The 21,164-nt window shown below is 62.4% G+C and carries 19 protein-coding genes and 1 tRNA gene; 7 read left to right on the top strand and 13 right to left on the bottom strand.

Annotation, left to right across the window (positions count from 1 at the left end):
* Nucleotides 1-5: 5 nt before the first annotated feature.
* The 7 genes from ACZ5U1_RS05715 to cyoA all read right to left on the bottom strand — a co-directional run bounded on the left by ACZ5U1_RS05715 (nt 6) and on the right by cyoA (nt 6,922).
* Nucleotides 6-539 carry a response regulator transcription factor gene (locus ACZ5U1_RS05715; RefSeq protein WP_464779747.1) on the bottom strand — a complete coding sequence of 178 codons (534 nt, stop codon included), beginning with the start codon at nt 537-539 and terminating at the stop codon, nt 6-8.
* The gene (locus tag ACZ5U1_RS05710) at nt 529-1,857 is read right to left on the bottom strand and encodes an ATP-binding protein (RefSeq protein ID WP_464779746.1); all 1,329 of its coding nucleotides are present in this window, start codon (nt 1,855-1,857) and stop codon (nt 529-531) included. Before ACZ5U1_RS05710 ends, ACZ5U1_RS05715 begins: the two co-directional genes overlap by 11 nt.
* On the bottom strand, nt 1,854-2,570 hold the full coding sequence (locus ACZ5U1_RS05705; protein WP_464779745.1) for an SURF1 family protein: 717 nt from the start codon (nt 2,568-2,570) through the stop codon (nt 1,854-1,856). Before ACZ5U1_RS05705 ends, ACZ5U1_RS05710 begins: the two co-directional genes overlap by 4 nt.
* Entirely contained in the window at nt 2,567-2,956 is a 390-nt protein-coding gene (gene cyoD, locus ACZ5U1_RS05700; protein WP_464779744.1) for a cytochrome o ubiquinol oxidase subunit IV, read from the bottom strand. Before cyoD ends, ACZ5U1_RS05705 begins: the two co-directional genes overlap by 4 nt.
* Nucleotides 2,953-3,597 (bottom strand): cytochrome o ubiquinol oxidase subunit III, encoded by a 645-nt coding sequence (cyoC, locus tag ACZ5U1_RS05695; RefSeq protein WP_464779743.1) that lies wholly within the window; start codon nt 3,595-3,597, stop codon nt 2,953-2,955. Before cyoC ends, cyoD begins: the two co-directional genes overlap by 4 nt.
* A 6-nt stretch (nt 3,598-3,603) precedes the next feature.
* Nucleotides 3,604-5,622, bottom strand: coding sequence for a cytochrome o ubiquinol oxidase subunit I (cyoB, locus tag ACZ5U1_RS05690; RefSeq protein WP_464779742.1), 2,019 nt, complete (start codon nt 5,620-5,622; stop codon nt 3,604-3,606).
* A 154-nt stretch (nt 5,623-5,776) separates the two neighbouring features.
* Complete coding sequence (gene cyoA / locus ACZ5U1_RS05685) at nt 5,777-6,922, bottom strand: ubiquinol oxidase subunit II (RefSeq protein WP_464779974.1); 1,146 nt, start codon at nt 6,920-6,922, stop codon at nt 5,777-5,779.
* Nucleotides 6,923-7,088: 166 nt separating this feature from the next.
* Here cyoA and ACZ5U1_RS05680 point away from each other — a divergent pair, with 166 nt between their 5' ends.
* On the top strand, nt 7,089-8,420 hold the full coding sequence (locus ACZ5U1_RS05680; RefSeq protein WP_464779973.1) for an MFS transporter: 1,332 nt from the start codon (nt 7,089-7,091) through the stop codon (nt 8,418-8,420).
* On the opposite strand, the gene ACZ5U1_RS05675 is transcribed toward ACZ5U1_RS05680, so the two are convergent.
* The 4 genes from ACZ5U1_RS05675 to ACZ5U1_RS05660 form a co-directional block, all read right to left on the bottom strand.
* Nucleotides 8,417-9,262 carry a glycosyltransferase family 2 protein gene (locus ACZ5U1_RS05675; protein ID WP_464779972.1) on the bottom strand — a complete coding sequence of 282 codons (846 nt, stop codon included), beginning with the start codon at nt 9,260-9,262 and terminating at the stop codon, nt 8,417-8,419. The genes ACZ5U1_RS05680 and ACZ5U1_RS05675 overlap by 4 nt on opposite strands.
* Nucleotides 9,263-9,266: 4 nt before the next feature.
* A complete protein-coding gene (locus ACZ5U1_RS05670; protein ID WP_464779741.1) occupies nt 9,267-10,541 on the bottom strand; it encodes an ammonium transporter in 1,275 nt (424 codons plus the stop codon).
* A 265-nt stretch (nt 10,542-10,806) separates the two neighbouring features.
* Complete coding sequence (locus ACZ5U1_RS05665) at nt 10,807-11,517, bottom strand: head GIN domain-containing protein (protein WP_464779740.1); 711 nt, start codon at nt 11,515-11,517, stop codon at nt 10,807-10,809.
* 81 nt (nt 11,518-11,598) lie between these two features.
* On the bottom strand, nt 11,599-12,825 hold the full coding sequence (locus ACZ5U1_RS05660) for an NAD(P)/FAD-dependent oxidoreductase (protein ID WP_464779739.1): 1,227 nt from the start codon (nt 12,823-12,825) through the stop codon (nt 11,599-11,601).
* Nucleotides 12,826-13,013: 188 nt separating this feature from the next.
* On the opposite strand from ACZ5U1_RS05660, the gene ACZ5U1_RS05655 reads away from it, so the two are divergent.
* On the top strand, nt 13,014-14,909 hold the full coding sequence (locus ACZ5U1_RS05655) for a potassium transporter Kup (RefSeq protein ID WP_464779738.1): 1,896 nt from the start codon (nt 13,014-13,016) through the stop codon (nt 14,907-14,909).
* A 56-nt stretch (nt 14,910-14,965) separates the two neighbouring features.
* Here ACZ5U1_RS05655 and ACZ5U1_RS05650 read toward each other — a convergent pair whose 3' ends face one another.
* Together ACZ5U1_RS05650 and ACZ5U1_RS05645 are read right to left on the bottom strand one after the other, a co-directional pair.
* Nucleotides 14,966-15,397, bottom strand: a complete 432-nt coding sequence (locus ACZ5U1_RS05650) for a universal stress protein (RefSeq protein WP_464779737.1) — start codon at nt 15,395-15,397, stop codon at nt 14,966-14,968.
* A 167-nt stretch (nt 15,398-15,564) separates the two neighbouring features.
* Nucleotides 15,565-15,641: transfer RNA gene (locus ACZ5U1_RS05645), tRNA-Met, on the bottom strand.
* A 219-nt stretch (nt 15,642-15,860) separates the two neighbouring features.
* Here ACZ5U1_RS05645 and ACZ5U1_RS05640 point away from each other — a divergent pair.
* From ACZ5U1_RS05640 to trxB, 5 genes are all read left to right on the top strand, one after another.
* The gene (locus ACZ5U1_RS05640; protein ID WP_464779736.1) at nt 15,861-17,270 is read left to right on the top strand and encodes a circularly permuted type 2 ATP-grasp protein; all 1,410 of its coding nucleotides are present in this window, start codon (nt 15,861-15,863) and stop codon (nt 17,268-17,270) included.
* A 148-nt stretch (nt 17,271-17,418) separates the two neighbouring features.
* On the top strand, nt 17,419-18,351 hold the full coding sequence (locus ACZ5U1_RS05635; RefSeq protein WP_464779735.1) for an alpha-E domain-containing protein: 933 nt from the start codon (nt 17,419-17,421) through the stop codon (nt 18,349-18,351).
* Nucleotides 18,352-18,367: 16 nt separating this feature from the next.
* Nucleotides 18,368-19,240 carry a transglutaminase family protein gene (locus tag ACZ5U1_RS05630; protein WP_464779734.1) on the top strand — a complete coding sequence of 291 codons (873 nt, stop codon included), beginning with the start codon at nt 18,368-18,370 and terminating at the stop codon, nt 19,238-19,240.
* A gap of 24 nt (nt 19,241-19,264) precedes the next feature.
* Entirely contained in the window at nt 19,265-20,002 is a 738-nt protein-coding gene (locus ACZ5U1_RS05625) for a proteasome-type protease (protein WP_464779733.1), read from the top strand.
* A 129-nt stretch (nt 20,003-20,131) separates the two neighbouring features.
* Complete coding sequence (gene trxB / locus ACZ5U1_RS05620; RefSeq protein ID WP_464779732.1) at nt 20,132-21,094, top strand: thioredoxin-disulfide reductase; 963 nt, start codon at nt 20,132-20,134, stop codon at nt 21,092-21,094.
* Nucleotides 21,095-21,164: the final 70 nt, after the last annotated feature.

The raw sequence follows: 21,164 nt of genomic DNA, 5'->3' as shown, positions 1-21,164 counted from the left end.
TTGCATCAGCCGACCTGCCGCTTGGCGAGCTTTCGTGCCAACGTCCTGCGATGCATACCGAGGCGGCGCGCTGCTTCGGATATGTTGAATTCGCTGTCCTTCAACACCTCGTGAATATGCTCCCACTCGAGCGTCTTGATCGATGTCGGACGTGGGGCGAGGGGTGTCGATGGGTCGCCAGTCGACCGGGCGAATGCTGCTTCGATGTCGTCCGTGTTTGAGGGCTTGGCGAGATAATGCGACGCGCCGAGCTTGATCGCTTCGACAGCGGTCGCGATGCTGGCGAAGCCGGTCAGGACGACGATCAGCATGTCGGGATCATGGGCATGAAGTGTCTGGACGCAAACCAGGCCGGACTCAGATGCGAGCTTGAGATCGACTACTGCATAGCGGGGGTGGTGTTTCTCGAGCAGGGCGAGAAGAGCAGCATGGTTGTCAGCGGTCAGGACCTGATAACCGCGCCGTTCGAAGGAGCGCTTGAGCGTTTTGGCGAAGGCTTCGTCATCCTCGACAAGGACCAGCAGCCGGTCATCCTCCATTGGGCAACTCCTCTTCGAAGGCGACTGTGCTGAGCGGGAGGCGGAGCAGGATGAGGGCGCCGCCGTCCGCGCCGTTGCTGGCGGAGACGTTGCCGCCGAGTTTTCGGACCACGTTGACGACCAGGAAGAGGCCGAGACCGCTGCCTTGCTTGCCTTTGCTGGAGCGGTAGGGTTTGCCGAAATCGGCGAGCATTTGTTCGCTGAAGCCCTTGCCATTGTCGCGGACGGCGATGTTGAGTGAGTTGCTGTCCCGCCCGATGAGCAGGTCGATGTAGGTGGCGCCTGCTTCGCGGGCGTTGTCGAGCAGGTTTGTGATGGCTTGGCGGATGACGGGATCGGCGATGATGCGGGGATAATCGTGGGGGCCGAAATCGCAGCGGAGGGGGATTGTGGGATTGGCGGAGCGCCAGCTTTGGGCGATTTCAAGAATGAAATCGCGAATTGGCGTGACTTTTGGAGCTTCGCCTCGGGCTTCGCCGGAGGAAATGAGAATGCCTGTCAATATCTGTTTACAGCGTTGGACGGCTGCCTGCATCTCGCCGACTTCCTCGAGAAGGGACGGGTGCGCTGTGATTTCGGGCATGTGGCGCCAGTCGCCCAGCACGACGGCGAGCTGGGAGAGGGGAGTGCCGAGTTCATGGGCCGCACCTGAGGCGAGGAGGCCCATGCGGACGATATGTTCTTCCTCCGCCGCCTGCTGGCGTAGCTGGGCGAGATAGGCTTCGCGGGCCTGGAGGTTTCGGGTTACCCGGCTCATGAAAAGGACCAGCAGCACCGCGATCATGGCTAGGCAAATCCAGGTGCCGAGGATGTGCAGATCGAAGAGGCGGCCCTCCAGTGCGTCGGTAAGCTCCAGTGGCCGATAGACGAGGGACAGTATCGCGGCGCAGAGCAGCGACAGAAGGACGATGCCCCAGATGCTCCATCGGTCGAGCAGCACCGCGCCCAGCGCGACCTGAAGCAGGTAGAGCGCGATGAAGGGATTGGTCGCGCCGCCGCTGAGATACAGTTGGGTTGTCAGCAAGAGCACGTCGAAGACGAGCGCCAGGAACAGCTCGATATGCGCAACGTCGGTACGGCGGCGCAGCGTTGCGAAGGTGGCGACATTCACCGCTGCCCCGATCGAGGCGACAAGCAGCATGGGGGCGACAGGCAGGCTGATCCCCATGCCCCAATGCACGAACAGGATCGTCGCGACCTGTCCGGCGATCGCGATCCAGCGAAGCTGGGCGAGCAGCGCCATATTCTTGCGCCCGGCCGCGTCCGCTGGCCATTGGCTGGGCAGCAGGCGGGCGCCTGTGGAAAGCCACCGCTTCAAGACCGTCTTTCCTTCCATTCATGGCGCATGACGAAGATGTAGGCGCCAGCCGCCATCGCCGCCAGCGCGAACCATGTGAGGGCGTAGGAAAGATGGCTGTTCGGGAAGGTGAGGACGGTTAGCCCGCCTATGGGCAAGGACGCTGGCGGGCCGCTGCGTTCGGCATCGATGAAATAATTGGCGACCGGCGCGCGAAGGCGGCGCGCGGCGGCGATGGCGGCAACGTCGCGTGAATACCAGCGATTTGCGGCAGGATCGTTAGAGCGCAGGAAGCCGCCGCCCGGTTCGGTCAGGCGCATGAGCCCCGTTATCTGGACGCTCCCTTCCGGTCGTGAATAGCTGTTCCGCGCGTCAGGCGGGATGAAGCCGCGGTTGACGAGCAGGGTGAAGCCGCGATTGGTCATGAGCGGAGTAAGCACCCAGAAGCCCGCCCCGCGAACCGTCGAAGCCTGCACTAAAGTCGCGCGGTCGTGCAGGAAATGGCCGGTCGCGATCACTCGGGTGTAGGCATCTTTGTCGCTGGCTGACGAGGGAGCCGGGACAGGGGCGGCGTGAACACGGCTTTCGACTTTTGCGATCAGGTCGCGCTTCCATGCCAGGCGATTCACCTGCCAGACGCCCAGACTGACCAGCCCCGCGACCGCCAGGGCGGCGGCCAGCGAGAAGATGATCAGGAACCCCGCCGATCGGCGGCGGGGTTGGGGGGCTGTCACGGCATCTGGCTCATGTCATGCACGCTCATATCCATTTGCGGCATCATATTGTGATTGAGATGATACATGACCCAGATCGATCCGGACAGGGTGATGACCACCAGCACGATCGTGAAGATCAGCGCCAGCATCGTCCAGCCGCCTTCCGAGCGAGTGTTCATGTGCAGGAAGTAGATCATGTGGACCAATATCTGCACGACCGCGAAGCCCATGATGGTGAAGGCGGTCAGTTGCGGATCGCCCAGCACTCCCGTCATGACGAGCCAGAAGGGGATGGCCGTCAGGATCACTGACAGGCCGAAGCCGATCATGTAGCTGCCGAAGGTGCCATGGGCAGGGGCGTGCCCATGATGATCGTCGTGATGGCTGTGGCCGTGCGCGCTCATCGCAGCATTCCCATGAGATAAACGAAGGTGAAGACGCCGATCCAGATGACGTCGAGGAAGTGCCAGAACATCGACAGGCACATGAGGCGGCGCTGGTTGGCGGGGATCAGGCCCTTTTTGGCTACCTGCACCATCAGTGTCACCAGCCAGATCGTGCCGAAAGTGACGTGCAGCCCGTGCGTGCCCACCAGCGTGAAGAAGGCCGACAGGAAGCCCGAACGCATCGGGGTCGCGCCTTCATGGATAAGGTGCGCGAACTCGTAGAGTTCGATCGACAGGAAGGCGAGGCCGAACAGGCCGGTGATGGCCAGCCAGCCTTGCGTCGCGGCCACCCTGTTCTTTTCCATCGCCAGCATGGCAAAGCCATAGGTGATGGAGGAGAAGAGCAGCATCGCGGTGTTGAGCGCGACGAGGGGCAGGTCGAACAGGTCCTTCGGGCTTGGCCCCGCCGCATAGCTGCCGCCCAGCACCGCGTAGGTCGCGAACAGGCAGGCGAAGATGAGACAATCGCTCATCAGGTAGATCCAGAAGCCCAGCATGGTGCTGGAGCCTTCCGGATGGTGGGGCTCATGTTCCAGATGGAAGAGCGGGTTGCCGTCCTTGTCGAGGAAAGCGGCGTCTATAGTGGGTGCGCTTGCCATGATGGTTCAGCCCTGCATCGCGAGGCTGCGCGTGCGCTCGCCCTCTGTGCGCTCGACCACATCCTTGGGGATGTAGAAGTCGCGCTTGTAGTTGAAGGTGTGGCCGATCGCGACGGCCAGGATGCCAATGAAGCTGAGGCCCGCGAGCCACCACATGTACCAGATCATGCCGACCCCGAAGGCCACGGACAGGCCCGCGATGATGACGCCGGTGCCGGTGTTGCTGGGCATGTGGATGGCTTCATAGCCCGAGAGCGGACGCTGATAGCCGCGCTTCTTCATGTCCGCCCATGCGTCGCCATCATGGATGACGGGGGTGAAGGCAAAATTATAGTCCGGCGGCGGGGAGCTGGTCGCCCATTCGAGCGTGCGACCGTCCCATGGGTCGCCGGTCGTGTCGCGCAGCTTGTCACGGTTGATGATGCTGACGGCGAACTGGATCAGCATGCAGGCGATGCCGGCCGCGATCATGAGGGCGCCGAGGGCCGCGATCTGGAACCAGATCTGCAGGCTTGGATCATCGAACACGCGCATGCGGCGGGTGACGCCCATCAGGCCGAGGATATAGAGCGGCATAAAGGCGACCCAGAAGCCGACGACCCACAGCCAGAAGCTGCGCACGCCCCATGTCCGGTCGAGCTTGAAGCCGAATGCCTTGGGCCACCAGTAGTTGATCGCCGCGAACAGGCCGAACAACACGCCGCCGATGATCACGTTATGGAAATGCGCGATCAGGAACAGCGAGTTGTGGAGGACGAAGTCGGCGGGCGGCACCGCAAGCAGCACGCCGGTCATGCCGCCGACCGTGAAGGTCAGCATGAAGGCGACCGTCCACATCATCGGCAGCTCAAAGCGGATGCGGCCGCGATACATGGTGAAGAGCCAGTTGAAGAGCTTGGCCCCGGTCGGGATCGAGATGACCATCGTCGTGATGCCGAAGAAGCTGTTGACGCTGGCGCCCGAGCCCATGGTGAAGAAATGGTGCAGCCAGACCAGGTAGCTGAGGATCGCGATGACGACCGTCGCATAGACCATCGAGGAATAGCCGAAGAGGCGCTTTGACGAGAAGGTCGAGGTGACTTCACTGAACACGCCGAACAGCGGCAGGATGAGGATGTAAACCTCCGGATGGCCCCAGATCCAGATGAGGTTCACGTACATCATGGGGTTGCCGCCCATGTCGTTGGTGAAGAAGGCCGTGCCGACATAGCGGTCGAGGCTCAAGAGCGCGAGGACGGCGGTCAGCACCGGGAAGGCAGCGACGATCAGGATGTTGGAACAGAGCGAGGTCCAGACGAAGATGGGGAGCTTCATCATGCTCATGCCGGGCGCGCGCATCTTTACGATGGTCGCGATCAGGTTGACGCCGGACAACAGCGTGCCGATGCCTGCTATCTGAAGGCCCCAGATATAATAATCGACGCCTACTCCGGGACTGTAGGCGATGCCTGACAGGGGAGGATAGGCGAGCCAGCCGGTGCGAGCGAATTCGCCCACGAACAGCGACATCATGGTGATGACGGCGCCAGCGGTCGTCATCCAGAAGCTGAAATTATTGAGGAAGGGGAAGCTGACGTCGCGCGCGCCGATTTGCAGCGGGACCATATAGTTCATGATCCCGGTGATCATCGGCATCGCCACGAAGAAGATCATGATGACGCCGTGCGCGGTGAATATCTGGTCGTAATGATGCGCGTTCAGATAGCCTTCCGAGCCGTTGAAGGCCCATGCCTGTTGCAGGCGCATCATGAGGGCATCGGCGAAACCGCGCAGGAACATGATGAGGCCGAGGATCATGTACATGATGCCGATGCGCTTGTGGTCGACGGTCGTGAACCAGTCGCGCCACAGCATGCCCCAGAGGCGATATTTGGTGACGAGGCCGAGGACCGCTGCGCCGCCGATGACGACCGCGATGAAGGTGCCCATGACGATCGGCTCGTTGATCGGGACGGCGCTCCAGTCGAGGCGGCCGAAGATCAGTTTCCAGATGCCGCTGTTTTCGGAGGCGGGATGAGGGGACATGGGGGTTAGCCTTTGGGCGAAATTGAACGAGTGCGCGGGGGCGGGCCAATCCCGTCATGCTGAACTTGTTTCAGCATCCATCGTGCCTTTGCGTGGGGAGGGATGGATCCTGAAACAAGTTCAGGATGACGGCTAAGGGAGGGAGGCAGCGGCATCACATTCCCTCATGGTGGGGATGCGCATGCCCATCGGCATCCTTCTGCCCCGGAGCCTCATGGCCTTGGGCAGCAGGTGTGCGTTCAGCCGCTGGCGTCATGCCGACGGGCTGAGCGATTTCGCCCTTCTTGCCCGGCTCGACCGGATGAAAGCCGCCGACATCGATCGTGCCGTCATGACGCAGACCTTCCGTATCACGCGCCGATTCCTTGCCGCCGCCGCCCATCATGTCGGTCATCATGACCTCATCCATGCAGCGCTTGCCGGGCTGGGCGCACATGTTGAGGGCCGCGTGGAACAGCTTGGGCTCGACGCCTGCGAAATACATCGGTGGCACCTTTTCGCTGGGCTGCTCCAGCTTCACATAGGTGGCCCGGTCCAGCTTTGCGTTGCTGGCCTTGACCTGCGCGACCCAGCGGTCGAAGCCCGCCTGATCCATCGCCTTGAAGCGGAAGCGCATGTGGGAGAAGCCTGCGCCGGAATAGTTGGCGGAGAAGCCTTCGAAATTGCCGGGCTTGTTGGCGACGGCGTGGAGGACGGTCTGCATGCCGGGCATGGCGTAGATCTGGCCGGCGAGCGCGGGCACGAAGAAGCTGTTCATGAGCGTCGCGGAGGTGATCTTGAACTCGATCGGCTGATCGACCGGGGCGGCCAGTTCGTTGACCGTTGCGATGCCGAGTTCGGGGTAGATGAACAGCCATTTCCAGTCGAGCGCGACGACTTCGACCTGAAGGCGCTTGGCGGCAGGATCGACCTTGCGCTCATGATCGATGCGCTCGATCGGGCGATAGGGATCGAGCAGGTGCGTGCTGGTCCAGGTGATGGCGCCGAGAGCGATGATGATCAGCAGCGGAGCCGACCAGATCAGCAGCTCAAGGCTGGTCGAATGGTCCCAATCGGGATCATAATCCTTCGCCTGCGCCTTTTCCCGGTAACGCCAAGCGAACCAGATCGTCGTCGCCATCACCGGCAGGATGATGAGTAGCATGAGCAGCGTCGAAATGATGATCAGATCGCGCTGTTGCACCGCGACATCACCCGCAGGGGACATGACCACCCAGTTGCATGCGCCGAGCGGCAACAGCAGCAAGGGCGCGATTCGGCGCAGAAAAGCTCGGGAAAAGGGGCGAGGGCGTGCGGTCATGAAGCCCGCATAAGGGGGTGGCGTGGCGATCGACATTGGACCTTTTGTCCTATCCCCTCGCAGGCGCAAAATAGGGCAATGGCCTTTCGACCACCGGGACGATTCGCTATGCTGCAACGATGTTGGGCATGGATCGTTCCCGCAGCATGAAGGCTTGGCCGAACAGATGAACGCCGCGACCACTACGCCATCCTCGACGCCGCTGGAGCGCGATGCACGCCTTGTCACTGCGCGTGACCATCGGGTTGCGCCGGGTGAGATCGCGATCGGCGTGATCATTGGGCGGACGTCGGAGTTTTTCGACTTCTTCGTCTATGCGATTGCTTCGTGCATCGTTTTTCCGTCGCACGTCTTTCCCTTTCTGAGCCCGCTGGCGGGGACGCTCTGGTCCTTCGCGATCTTTGCGCTGGCGTTCGTAACGCGGCCGATAGGGTCGTTCATCTTCATGGCGGTGGACCGGGCCTATGGGCGAGGCGTGAAGCTCACTATCGCGCTGTTCCTGCTGGGCGGATCGACGGCGTTTATCGCGTTTCTGCCGGGTTATGAGACGGTTGGCATCTGGTCGGCGGTGCTGCTGGCGGTGTTGCGGGCGGGGCAGGGGATTGCGCTGGGCGGGACGTGGGACGGGCTGGCGTCGCTGCTGTCGCTTAATGCGCCGCAGAACAAGCGCGGCTGGTATGCGATGATGCCGCAGCTGGGCGCGCCGTTGGCGCTGGTTGTGGCGAGTGGGTTGTTTGCTTTCTTCCTGTCGAACCTGTCGCGGGCCGATTTCCTTGATTGGGGCTGGCGCTATCCCTTCTTCGTGGCGTTTGCGATCAATGTGGTGGCGCTGTTCGCGCGGCTGCGGATCGTGGTGACGCATGAGTTTGAGCGGCTGTTCGAGGCGCGGGAGTTGCAGCCTTCGCCGGTCATCGAGACGGTGCGGACGGAGGGGCGGAACATCGTTATCGGCGCCTTTGCCCCGCTGGCGAGCTTCGCGCTGTTTCACATGGTATCGGTGTTTCCGCTGTCTTGGATCGCGCTTTATACGAAACAGCCGCTGGAGCGCTTCCTGGTGATCGAGGCGATTGGGGCGAGCGTGGGCGTGTTGGCGATCGTCGTGTCGGGATTTGTCGCGGACATGGTGGGGCGGCGTAAGCTGCTGGCTTGGTCGGCGCTGGGGATCGGGATATTCAGCATTGCTGCGCCGCTGCTGCTCAATGGTGGCGAGCTGGCTGAAATCGCGTTCATGATCCTGGGGTTCATGCTGCTGGGATTGAGCTTTGGGCAGTCTTCGGGCGTGGTGGCGTCCAACTTCTCGACGGCGACGCGCTATACCGGGTCTGCGTTGACGTCGGACCTTGCCTGGCTGGTGGGGGCGGGGTTTGCACCGCTGGTGGCGCTGTCGCTGTCGGTCACATTTGGGCTGGCGGCTTCGGGCGCTTATCTTTTTTCCGGCGCGGTCGTGACGGGGCTGGCTCTGTTCATCAACAAGGAGTTGGCGGGCAAGGACCGCTAAGCGGCTGCTTGCCGCATTCGCTCCAGTGCTTTCCGGTCGAAAAACCCGGTGGGGCCGGAGCGAGGCGCTAAGCGGGGGAGCCATGCGGCGTAGAGGCTGCGCAGTTCGCGCGGCAGGCCGTCGGGTCCTTGCCTACCCATGATGTCGGACACGATGCGGTTCTGGAAGAAGCGCAGCGAATAATTGGTCATCCGCCGATATTGCATGCGCCAGCTTGCGGGGCTGGTGAGGCGGACGGGTTCGCAGAGGAAGCCAGCTTCTTCGCAAGCGATGACACGCTGACGCAGCCATGCGGCATCGGTTTGCAGGTCGGTATGAGCCCATGCCGCGACGAGGCCATCGTCTCCGATCAGATCATCGGGAAGGCGCAACCGGCGCGCGCGGACGCGGTTCACGAAATGGCCGGACAGTGCGTAAAGATCGCCAAAGAGGCCGCCGTCTGTTGACAGCAGGTGGCGGTAATGCGCGGCCATTCGCCCGTTGAGTGGCATGCCCGCCGCTGCATTGATTCCGTTGCATCCTACCGCTGCCACCAGCGCGTCGAGGGAGCCGGGTGCGATCTGGGCGTCGCCATCGAGGAGGATGACGGCTTCGTCGGTTCCGTCCAGCAGATCATGGATCAGATGGTTCCACGTTCGCGACTTGCCGCCTTGGGCGATGTCATGCACGCGGACATTGGCTCGCCCGGCTGTGATGTCGTGGGCGCGGGCTGCGGTGGCGTCGGTCGAGCCGTTGACGAGGACATGATAGACGGTGTCCGCCCGATCCAGCGGGAGCGAGGCGAGGCAGGTGCCAATCCGCCGCTCCTCCTGATGGGCGAAGATGCCGACGGCGATGCCCATGATGTTAGCGGAAGTCCCAGCCTTGTTGGCCATGGTCGACCTGATCAAGGCCCTCTGCGGCTTCCTCTGCCGTTAGACGCATGGGCAGTACGACCGATAGCAGCAGCGCGACGATGGAGGTTCCCGCCATGGACCAGAGGGCGACGGCGATGACACCGGCCAATTGGCTCAGCATGGCTGCCGCGAGGCTGATGTCGCCTTCGAAACCGACGCCGCCGAGGAGCGGTTGAACAAATAGCGGCAACAGCAGGGCGCCGATCAGGCCGCCTACCCCATGCAGCAGGAAGACCGACGCCGGATCATCGACGCCGCGCCCGAATGTTGCCTTTGCGATGCGGCAGAGAAGCGCGGCGCCAAGGCCGATCAGCATGGCGCCTCCGGGACCCGAAAGGGCGGCCGAGGCAGATATGGCGGCGAGACCAGCGACAGCGCCCGACATGATGCCGGTGGCGCTTATGCGACCGGTCGCGGCGCGATCCGACAGCGCCCATGCGAGGGCGCCCGCGCAGGCCGCGAAATGCGTGTTGAGGATCGCCGTGGCGGCATTGTCTGTGGCGCCAAGAGCCCAGCCGCCGGAAATGCCCGCCCAGCCTATCCAGATCAATGCGCCACCCGCGAGACTAAGCACAGGTGCGTGGCTCGCGGTGGCTTGCCGGGGGCGGCGGCCGAGGATCAGGGAAAGTGCGAGGGCTGAAAAGCCTGCGCTCATGTGCATGACGAGGCCGCCGGAAAAGTCGATGACGCCGAGCGCTGCAAGCCAGCCGCCGCCCCAGATGCCATGAACCAGCGGGGCATAGACGATCAGCAGCCAGAGCGGGGCAAGGGCCGCCATCCAGCCGAAGCGCGCGCGTCCCGCCGTGGCGCCAGGGAGGAGGCAGACGGCAAAGAGTGCCAAGGCCATCTGGAACAGGACGAATGCTGATTCGGGAACGGTCAGCCCGGCCTTCAGGGAGCCGAGGTTGGCGAGTAGGAGGTTCGCTCCGCCACCCAGCCATGCACTGCCCGGTGCGAAGCTGAGGCTGTATCCGGCGACGGCCCAGGCGAGCGATGCCCCCGCCGCGACGACGAGAAGCTGGGTGCTTGCCGAAAGCGCGCTTCGTACATTGACGAGGCCCGCGTGGCGCAGAAGCAGGCCAGGAAGTCCGGCGAGCAGTACCAGGAGGGCGCAGAGGATCATCCAGGCCGTGTCTCCGCTGTCCGCGACGGCCACCGCACCCTGCGCTTCTGCCGTTTGAGGGGAGGCCATGAAGAGGAAGAGGAGGAGGGCACGAGCGAACATGGGACGATCCGGCAATGGCTGGTGCCCTATGGTCTATGGGGTCGCGGTAAACACTTTGATAAGGTTAGTGGGGGGGTGGGTTTGTGGGGGGTGACAGGTCTAGCGTTCTGCGTTGCTGGAATCACTCAGTCCCGTTCGGGCTGTCCGAAAGAGTCACTCGCCTCATTCGAATGTCGAAGCCCTCTCCTTTCTAAAAGGAAGTAGAGCCCTTCGACAGGCTCAGGGCGAACGGTGAGAGATGCAGTGCGGTAGAAGGTTCGGCGCGCTAATAGGCTTCGCCGCCGCAGGAGACGCGGCCGGTGCCGCGATTTTCGACCTGGCAGGCGGCCTTGCCGACGATGGTGACGTCACCCGAGCCTGATGCTGATATCTTGGCGGTCACGTCGGCGGTCAGGGCGACATTGCCGGGGCCGTCATTGCTGACCGTCGCCTGGCGGACGCGCAGGCCATCGGCAGCTACCGCGCCCGGGCCGTTCACGCGCACTGTCGCGATTGCGGCTCGCCCCGCCAATGTTGCGCGGCCTGCGCCTGCGACGCCGAGGCTAAGCTGGTCGAGGTCAACCGCCGCGACGCTGACATCGCCATTGCCGCCAAGCACAATCTCTCCCCGCAAACCCTTCATCCGGCTGACCGAGATGGAGCCGCCGCCCGTCAGCACCAGCCTTTCGAGCGTACCAGTCGAAAGGCGGACGGTGGCACGGCCGCCGCTTTTCTCGCCGGATTGGGCGCGGTCCATCCTGATCGTCAGCAGACGCCCGGATACATCGATGTGCAGTCGTTCGATTAGCGATTGATCGCCATCGACTTTGGCGGAAGCGCCAGCACCGGTGGTGATGATCACCTCCACAGGTGCGTCGACCCGGATCGCGTCGAAACTGGTGATGGTATAGCCCCGCGTTGCCGATGCGGCGGGCATCGGCAGCAGCGCGGTGCCTGCGATCAGGGGCCAGAGGAGCTGTCGCAATCGACCTGTCATGGCCCTACCTTCCGTCACAAAGCGCGTTGCTTCAAGGTGATAGCAACGCTTTGCGCGGGGGCAAGTACCGATCGCGGGGGCTCAGGCCAGGCCGACTTCCTTTAGCGGGACCGAAGAATCGGCCAGCTGCGCTTGGTCGAGAAGGGCACCCGACAGGACGTGGGCGCGGCCCTGCACATAGTCCTTCACTGCATTGACGCAGTCGAGCGCGATGAGCTTTCCGGCCTTCAGATACAGGACCGAAAAGCTGCGGGTCGCCGGATCGCCGCGCAGGATGGTGTGGTCATGGCCGATCGAAAGGCCCACGGTCTGGAGCTTCAGATCATATTGGTTGGACCAGAACCAGGGCACGGCGTCATAGGCTTCTTCCTTGCCCATGATGTGCGCGACGGCCGTTTTTGCCTGATCATTGGCATTCTGCACCGACTCAAGGCGAAGCTGGGCGCCGCGCGCGAAGCGGTTGGCGTGGGATGCGCAGTCGCCGACGGCGTAGATGTTGGGCAGGCTGGTGCGGCAATATTCATCGACATCGACGCCATTGCCGCCAGTAGCGCCCGCAGCGATCAGCGGGCCGGTTTCGGGGATGATGCCGATACCGACGATCACCATGTCGGTTTCGATCCGTTCGCCATCCTGCATCAGCACGGCGGTCGCCTTGCCATCCTGCACCTCGATGCAGTCCATCTTGGCACCCGTGCGCAGATCGACGCCATGGGCGCGATGTTCAGCTTCATAGAAGCGGGAGAGTTCTTCACCGGCGACGCGGGCGAGGACGCGGTCGAGCGCTTCGAGCAGCACGACCTTCTTGCCGAACTTCGTCAGCACGGCGGCTGCTTCCAGCCCGATATAGCCGCCACCGATCACGACGACATGATTGATCTGGTCCATCTTCGCCATCATGGCGTCGACATCGTCGCGGCGGCGGACGGCATGGACGTTGGGCGCGTCGGCGCCGTCGCAGGTCAGCATGCGCGGGCTGCCGCCCGTGCACCAGATGAGCTTGCCGTAGGAAATCTGCTCATTTCCGATGGTGACGGTCTGGTTTTCCGGATCGACGGCCTTCACCCGGTGGCCGAGCAGCATGTCGATCTTGCGCTCTTCCCAGAAGGCGGCGGGGCGGATGAGGATGCGGTCGAAGACCTTGTCGCCCGCGAAATATTCCTTCGACAGCGGCGGGCGTTCATAGGGCGGGTATTTTTCGTCACCGATCATGGCGACAGACCCTTCAAAGCCGAGTTGACGAAGCGAAATGGCCGCCTGCGCGCCTGCATGGCCCGCGCCTACGATCAGAACGTCATAATGGCTCATCGGCCAGCATCCCCTCAGTCCAAGTTGCTGCCGTCCTTGGCGCGCTTTCCCCGGACTGACAAGGGGTAGGTGGGACTTTTGGAGTTGGCGGGTCGAAATATAAAATAGCGGATGGCCGCCTGTCCCCATGGCGCTGCCATCCCGGATTGTGGCATAGCCGCTCGCTAAAGTTGGGGGTTTTCTGCCTTATGGCTGACAAGGACTTGCCGGTTAGCGGGGGGCATGCGGCGCATGGTCCGCTTCACGGACTCGCACTCGGCGCGTTGGGGGTGGTGTTTGGGGACATCGGAACCTCTCCACTCTATGCGCTGAAGGAAAGCTTTGTCGGTCACCATCCGCTCGCGGTCGATCCGGTCCATATTTATGGCGTGCTGTCGCTGATCTTCTGGACGATGACCATGGTCGTCACGGTCAAATATGTGTTCATCATCCTGCGAGCCGACAATAATGGCGAGGGCGGCAGCATGGCGCTGCTGGCGCTGATCGGGCGGCGGATGGGCGAGACGCGCTGGACGCCCACGATCGCGGCGCTGGGCGTGCTTGCCACCGCGCTCTTTTACGGGGATGCGATCATCACTCCGGCGGTCTCTGTCCTCTCGGCGGTAGAGGGGCTGACGGTGGTGCAGGCGGGGCTGACGCCGCTGGTGCTGCCGATCGCGATCGTCATCCTGATCGCCCTGTTCGTTATCCAGAGCATCGGCACGGCCCGAGTCGGTGCGCTGTTCGGGCCGATCATGGTGGTCTATTTCCTGGTGCTCGCGATCCTGGGTATCGCCAACATAGTGCGGCACCCGGAGATCTTCGCCATCGTCAATCCTTGGTGGGCGCTGCACTTCTTCCTGATCGATCCGAAACTGGCATTTCTGGCTTTGGGATCGGTGGTCCTCGCGGTGACGGGGGCGGAGGCGCTCTATGCCGATATGGGGCATTTCGGGCGCAAGGCGATTAGCATCGCTTGGCTTTACGCGGCGCTGCCGTGCCTGATGCTCAACTATCTGGGGCAGGGAGCGTTGCTGCTGGATGAGCCTGCGGCGGCGAAGAATCCGTTCTTCCTGCTGGCTCCCGAATGGGCGAGGCTGCCGCTGGTGATCCTGGCGACATTGGCGACGGTGATCGCGAGCCAGGCGGTCATATCCGGCGCCTTTTCCGTGACGCGGCAGGCGGTGCAGCTGGGTTTCCTGCCGCGCCTGCGCATCCTGCATACCAGCGCGTCGGCGGCGGGGCAGATATATGTGCCGCTGATCAACTGGACGCTTCTGGTGCTGGTTATCATGCTGGTGCTGGGCTTTGGCAGTTCGAGCAATTTGGCGGCGGCCTATGGCATCGCGGTCACGGGGACGATGGTTATCACCACCTGCCTGATGGGGGCGTTGATGTTCAGCGTCTGGCGCTGGAACCCGTTCGTCGCGGGCATGGTGACGGGCCTGTTCCTGATCATCGATGGCGCATATTTCCTGTCGAACGCGACCAAGATTCCGGATGGCGGATGGTTCCCGCTGCTGGTGGCGGCCATATCCTTCCTGGTGCTGACGACCTGGGCTTCGGGGCGGCGGATCATGCGCAATCGTCTGCGCGAAGATGCGATGGACCTGGACGTGTTCATCAAGTCAGCTGGAGCGTCATTGAAACGGGTGCCGGGCACGGCGATCTTCCTATCCTCAACGACGGAGGGTGTTCCGCCGGCCCTGCTCCACAACGTCAAGCACAACCGCATCCTGCATGAGCGCAACATCATCCTGACCGTGCGGGCGGAGGAAGTGCCGCATTTGCCCTATTACGGCCGTACCAGCGTCGAAGATCATGGCGCGGGTTTCTATCGCCTGATGCTGCGCCACGGCTTCATGGAAAATGTCGATGTGCCCGCCGCGATGAAGGCGGTGCGCGACTGCGGCGGACCGATCGGCGTTGCCGACACCAGCTATTTCCTCAGCCGCGAGACGCTGGTGCCGTCATCCCGCCCCGGCATGGCCATATGGCGCGAGCGGCTTTTCGCGTGGATGGTGCGGAATGCGGAAAGTCCGATGGCGTTTTTCAAGCTGCCGACCAATCGGGTAGTGGAACTGGGATCGCAGCTGGAAATCTGATCCAGCGATCAGGCCGGTTGCCGATGGCGGGTAGGCCATCGGCTGGCGGGCATGAGTCAGCCGATGTCTTTCTGACGCGCGATTAGCACACTAATCGGCGAATTGCGGACGATCGCGGCGGCGTTGGAGCCCAGCACGCGGGATGAGAGCGACGGTTGGTGCGAGCCGATGATGATGAGGTCGGCGCCCACGCGCTGCGCTTCATCCAGAACTTCATCGCGAACCCGACCGCGATGGGACGCGAAAGTGGCATGGGTCAGGCCGAACTCGGCTTTCCATTCGTCGACTTGTCGATGAGCCTCTGTGATCTCCTGCGTGTCGAAATCGACGGTGATCGCGCCCTCATAGTTCACCGGAAGGAAATATCGCACATAAAGAATATGTACTTTCGCACCGCCCGTGGAAAGCGCCGCCGCCGCCTCCAGTGCGGACTTTGCATGATCATGATCATGGATGTCGATAGCGACCAATATAGATGAAAAAGCCATGGTCTCTCCTCTCTTGATCAGAAGTGTCTATCAGGAGGGCCGGGCCGATAGGTGTAGCATCTGTAACAAAGCGTTTCAGCCGGGATGGCAGCGCGCAGACGTCCCGGCGTCAGACGCGAAAGAGCGTCAGGATGACCCCGACTGCTGATTTTCATGTGGATTATAGGTGGTAGCGGAGGAGGGACTTGAACCCCCGACACGCGGATTATGATTCCGCTGCTCTAACCAGCTGAGCTACTCCGCCCCATGGGCTGCGCCGGGCAGTCGCCCTGCGGTGCGCGCGCTATAGGCAGAGCGACTTGTGGGGTCAACGGGGTTTGGTGCCGCCTATGTAAATTCTCTGAGCCAGGGAATGCGAGCCGCGAAATATAGCCTTGCGACTTTTTGCGCTTGCAATCGTTCGGGCACGTTGCACTAATGTTGCAATGCACAACCGGGCTATGCCCGAGGGAGGATCGACGCTTTGCCCTTCCACGAAATGTTTGAGCCGGATGGTTCGATACGGCCTTGCTATGCCGAGGTGCAGAATTGGGTGGAACGGACGGGCATCGCCGGGCTCAACCGCAGGTTGGATGAGGCGGAAGCGATCTTCAGGCGGATCGGCATTACCTTTGCGGTCTATGGCGAGGGCGGAGACCCGGAACGGCTGATCCCGTTCGACCTATTGCCGCGTATCTTCACCGCGCAGGAATGGCGGGTGCTGGACCGGGGCATCAGGCAGCGGGCGCGGGCGCTCAATGCGTTCCTGCACGACGTCTATCATCGGGGAGAGATTGTGAAGGCGGGGATCATGCCTGCTGACATCATCTACCAGAACAGCGCCTATCTTGCCGAGATGGCGGATTTTACCCCGCCGGGGAAGGTGTACAGCCATATCGTCGGGATCGACATTGTCCGCACCGGGCCAGCGCGGTTCGAGGTGCTGGAGGATAATTGCCGTACGCCGTCGGGCGTGTCCTACATGCTGGAAAATCGCGAGATCATGACGCGCATGTTCCCGGAGCTGTTCGCGCAGGGGCTGGTGGCGCCGGTCGATGATTATCCCGCTGAACTGCTCAAGAGCCTGAAGGAAGTCGCGCCGCCCGCGTGCAAGGGTGATCCCGTGGTCGTGCTGCTGACGCCGGGATCGCTCAACAGCGCCTATTATGAACATAGCTTCCTGGCCGATCTGATGGGCGTGGAACTGGTGGAGCCCGCAGACCTGTTCGTCGATGAGGATCGGGTGTGGATGAAGACGACGCTTGGCCCCAGGCAGGTCGATGTCATCTATCGCCGGATCGATGACGAATATCTCGATCCGCTGGTGTTTCGGCCCGATAGCATGCTGGGCATTCCCGGCATCTTCAACGTGTATCGCAATGGCGGGGTGACGCTGGCGTCGGCGCCGGGGGCGGGGATCGCGGATGACAAGGCGGTCTATATCTACGTCCCGGAGATGATCCGGTTTTACCTGGGCGAGCAGCCGATCCTGGACAATATCCAGACATGGCAGTGCGGGAAGCCGGATGAATGCGCCTATGTGCTGGAGCATCTGCACGAATTGGTGGCGAAGGAGGTTCATGGGTCGGGCGGCTATGGGATGTTGATCGGCCCCAAGTCGACCAGCGCGGAGATCGCCGCCTATGCGGAGCGGATCAGGGCCAATCCGGGCGAGTTCATCGCGCAGCCGACGCTGGACCTTTCGACCGTGCCTACCCTTGGCCCGGCTTCGGTGGTCGGGCGGCACGCGGATTTCCGGCCCTATTGTCTGGTCGGCAAGCAGATCAGGCTGGTGCCCGGCGGGCTGACGCGCGTTGCGTTGACGGAAGGGTCGCTAGTGGTGAACTCCAGTCAGGGGGGTGGGGTGAAGGATACATGGGTGTTGCAGGATTGATGGTGGGTGTCAGCACCTCTCGCAGTCATCGTCATCCCAGCGGAGGCTGGGATCTCGTGAGGTTATGTCGTGCCGTTTGGCCTGAGATCCCAGCTTTCGCTGGGATGACGGAACGAGGCGGGATGACGGGCGGAAAGGCGGGCTTGGGATGCTGAGCCGGACTGCCGAAAATCTCTATTGGATGGCACGTTATATGGAGCGGGCGGAGGCTACGGCTCGTCTGCTTACCATGGGACAGCGCATGGCGATCCTGCCGGGGGCACATCATCGCGATGAGTGGCGGTCGGTTGTGCGGGCGACCGGGGTCGATGGCCCATTTCCCGAAGGCATACAGGTGGCCGAAAGGGACGCCATATCCTATCTGATGCTGGACCTGGATAACCCCAGTTCCATCCGGTCCTGCCTGCTGAAGGCGCGGGCCAATGCCAAGTCGGCGCGCACGATGCTGACCCAGGATATGTGGGAGGCGCTGAACGAAGGGTGGCGTAAGCTGGACAGCTATGATGTGGGGGAAGCGCGGCAGCAGCTTCCCGCGCTGATCGATTGGGTCAAGACGCGGGTCATGACGTTTCGGGGTGCGGCGCATTCCGGGCAGTTGCGCAATGAAGGGCATGATTTCCTGCGTGCCGGGTCCGCGCTGGAGCGGGCGCAGATGACGTTGCGGCTGCTGGACGTCAAATATTATGTGCTGTTGCCAGAGACGGAGGTGATCGGGGGCAATCGCGATCATTATCAATGGACCTCGGTGCTCTACGCTTTGTCGGGCGCGCGGGCCTATCACCATGTCTATGGCGGCACCTATACGCCCTGGCAGATCACCGATTTCCTGATGCTGAACCGTCTTTTCCCGCGCAGTGTTGCCTATTGCTATGAACAGCTTGCCTATCGGCTCAACCGGCTGGCGGGTTGGCACAATGGGCGGGGCACGTGCCACGAGACAGTGCGGCAGATGGTGAACGATCTGGAGGAGTTGGACAGCGGAGAGATTTTTCGCGTCGGTCTGCATGAAACCGTACTGGGCGGATTGAAGATGACCAATCAATTGGGCGCGGAGATCGCCCAAACCTATCATTTCGGATGAAGGAGCGTCGTACGCCTTGAAACTGCTGGTCCGCCATCAGACGACTTATCGTTATGCCGCGACGGCAGGCCGGGTGGCGATGCGCCTGAAGCTGATGCCGATCGATACGGCGTCGCAAAGGGTGCTGGAATGGCAGGTCAGCGTGAATGGCGAGCCGGTCGAAGGGTTCCGGCGCAACAGCTTTGGCGAAATGGAGGCTGTCTGGATACGACATGACCGGCTGGACAATGCGGTGATCGTTGCCGAGGGGTTGGCGGAGACGAGCGAGACGAGCGGCGTTCTGGGACATGGAAACGGCCGGGTGCCTTCGGTCTATTTTCTGCGCGAAACGCAGCTGACCCGAGCTTCCAACGCCATTCGGGACATGGCGCTTTCCTTGCCGGATGGTGAGGGGACGCTGGCGCGGCTGCATGCCTTGTCGGCGGCGGTCAGCGATGCTGTGGCCTATCGGGGTGGCGTTACGTCGTCGGATACCACGGCGGCAGAGGCCTTCGCGCTGGGGGCGGGAGTTTGTCAGGACCATGCGCAGATATTCATCGCGGGGGCACGCGCCCTTGGCATCCCGGCGCGATATGTGACGGGCTATCTGCTGGCGGAGGGCGGGGTTGCCCTGCATGAAACCCACGCCTGGGTTGAGGCGTGTGTACCGGATCTGGGCTGGGTCGGGTTCGATCCGTCGAACCGGGTTTGTGTGACGGAACGTTACCTGCGACTGGCGTCGGGGCTGGATGCCAATGCGGCGGCGCCCATCCGGGGGTCAGTGACGGCGACGGGCGATATCTGGATTGACGCCGACGTCCGGATCGCGCAGGCGGAGGACGGGGTGGAAGAAAGGCAGCTGCAACGCCAGCAGCAACAAAGCCTTCAGACAGCCATCCCGCAGGGTTGAACGAATATAGGAGCCCGATGGGCAATGACCTATTGTGTGGCGGTACGCGTGGACCAGGGATTGGTCATGCTGTCGGACACCCGCACCAATGCGGGGATGGACAATATCGCCCGCTTTCGGAAAAGCTTTACCTATAGCGTGCCGGGCGAGCGTGCGCTGGTGCTCCTATGCTCCGGCAACCTGTCCATCACGCAGGGCGTCAAGACGATGCTGGGCCGTGCGATCAAGGATTCGCAGGTCGATCCGGACGTTGAAAGCATCCTGAACTGCGCCACGATGCACCGCGCGGCGCAACTGGTGGGGGATGCGATGTGCGAGATGCAGCAGCATTATCGCAGCACGATCGAAATGCAGGGATCGGGCGCCGATGCCTCCATCCTGCTCGCGGGGGAACGGCGGGGGGGCAAGCCGCGCCTCTATCTTATCTATTCAGCGGGCAACTTCATCGAAGCGACGGAGGACACGCCCTTCTTCCAGATTGGTGAGCATAAATATGGCAAGCCGATCCTGGACCGGATCATCAAGCGCGAGACGAGCCTAGAGGATGCAACCAAGGCGGTGCTGGTGTCGATGGATTCGACGTTGCGGTCGAACCTGTCGGTCGGCATGCCGCTTGACCTGACGGTGATCGAGCGCGGCCAGTTTGATTTCCGCGTCCGCACCCGGATCGAGGCCGATAACGAGGAATTTCAGCTGCTTTCGCTCAGCTGGTCGGCAGCGCTGCGCAAGGGGTTTGAGGACCTGCCTAACGTCATTGACTGACGGTTGGAGTGGCAGGGGGAGGCGGAGCTTGCCCGCGCCCAAGCAATTCCATGCGATAGTCAGGCTTGCGCGCCCGGCGCTGCTGCCTATTTCATCCCGACAAACGAATCCAAAGAGCTGGGGAATTTGATGACCGCTACCCATTCCACTCGCATGCTGATCCTCGGTTCGGGGCCGGCCGGGCTTTCGGCCGCCATTTATGGGGCGCGCGCGGGGCTGGCTCCGATCGTGGTGCAGGGCATGCAGCCGGGCGGGCAGCTGACCATCACGACCGACGTCGAGAATTATCCTGGCTTTCGCGACGTGATCCAGGGGCCGTGGTTGATGGAGCAGATGCAGGCGCAGGCCGAGCATGTCGGCGCGCAGATGATGTATGATCAGATCGTCGATGTCGATTTGTCGGAGCGGCCTTTTCGCCTGACGGGCGATAGCGGGACGCGCTATTTTGCCGACTCTCTGGTGATCGCGACGGGCGCGCAGGCGAAATGGCTGGGTACGGAAGGCGAGCAGCTGTTGCAGGGCAAGGGCGTTTCCGCCTGTGCAACCTGCGATGGCTTTTTCTATCGTGGCAAGAAGGTGGTGGTGATCGGTGGCGGGAATACCGCTGTCGAGGAGGCGCTGTACCTCACCAACCATAGCCATGACGTCACGCTGATCCATCGCCGCGATTCGCTGCGGGCGGAGAAGATCTTGCAGCAGCGGCTGTTTGCGCATCCGAACATCAAGGTGCTGTGGAACCAGAAGATCGAGCGGTTTGTGGGCGGCGGCAATCCCGAAGGGCTGGTTGGCGTCGATCTGGTCGATACGGTGACGGGCAAGGCTTCGCATATCGAGACTGATGGGGCGTTCGTGGCAATCGGGCATCAGCCCGCGACCGAGCTGTTCGCGGGCAAGCTGCCGATGGATGAGGGCTATTTGATCGTGGAACCGGGTACGACGCGGACCTCTATTCCGGGCGTGTTCGCGGCGGGTGACGTCAGCGACAAGATTTATCGGCAGGCGGTGACGGCGGCGGGTATGGGCTGCATGGCGGCGCTGGACGTGGAGAAGTTCTTGGCCGAGGCGGACTTCGAGGCGATGGCGGCTGAGTGAGAAAGCGTGGAGCGGGGTGCGCGTTGCGTGCCTCGCTTTGCTGGGTGAGCGGGGAGTTTCGCTACCCTCC

Source organism: Sphingobium sp. TomTYG72, assembly GCF_055394715.1.
Note: the sequence above shows the minus strand (reverse complement) of the source record. Positions and strands in the feature narration are given on the sequence as shown.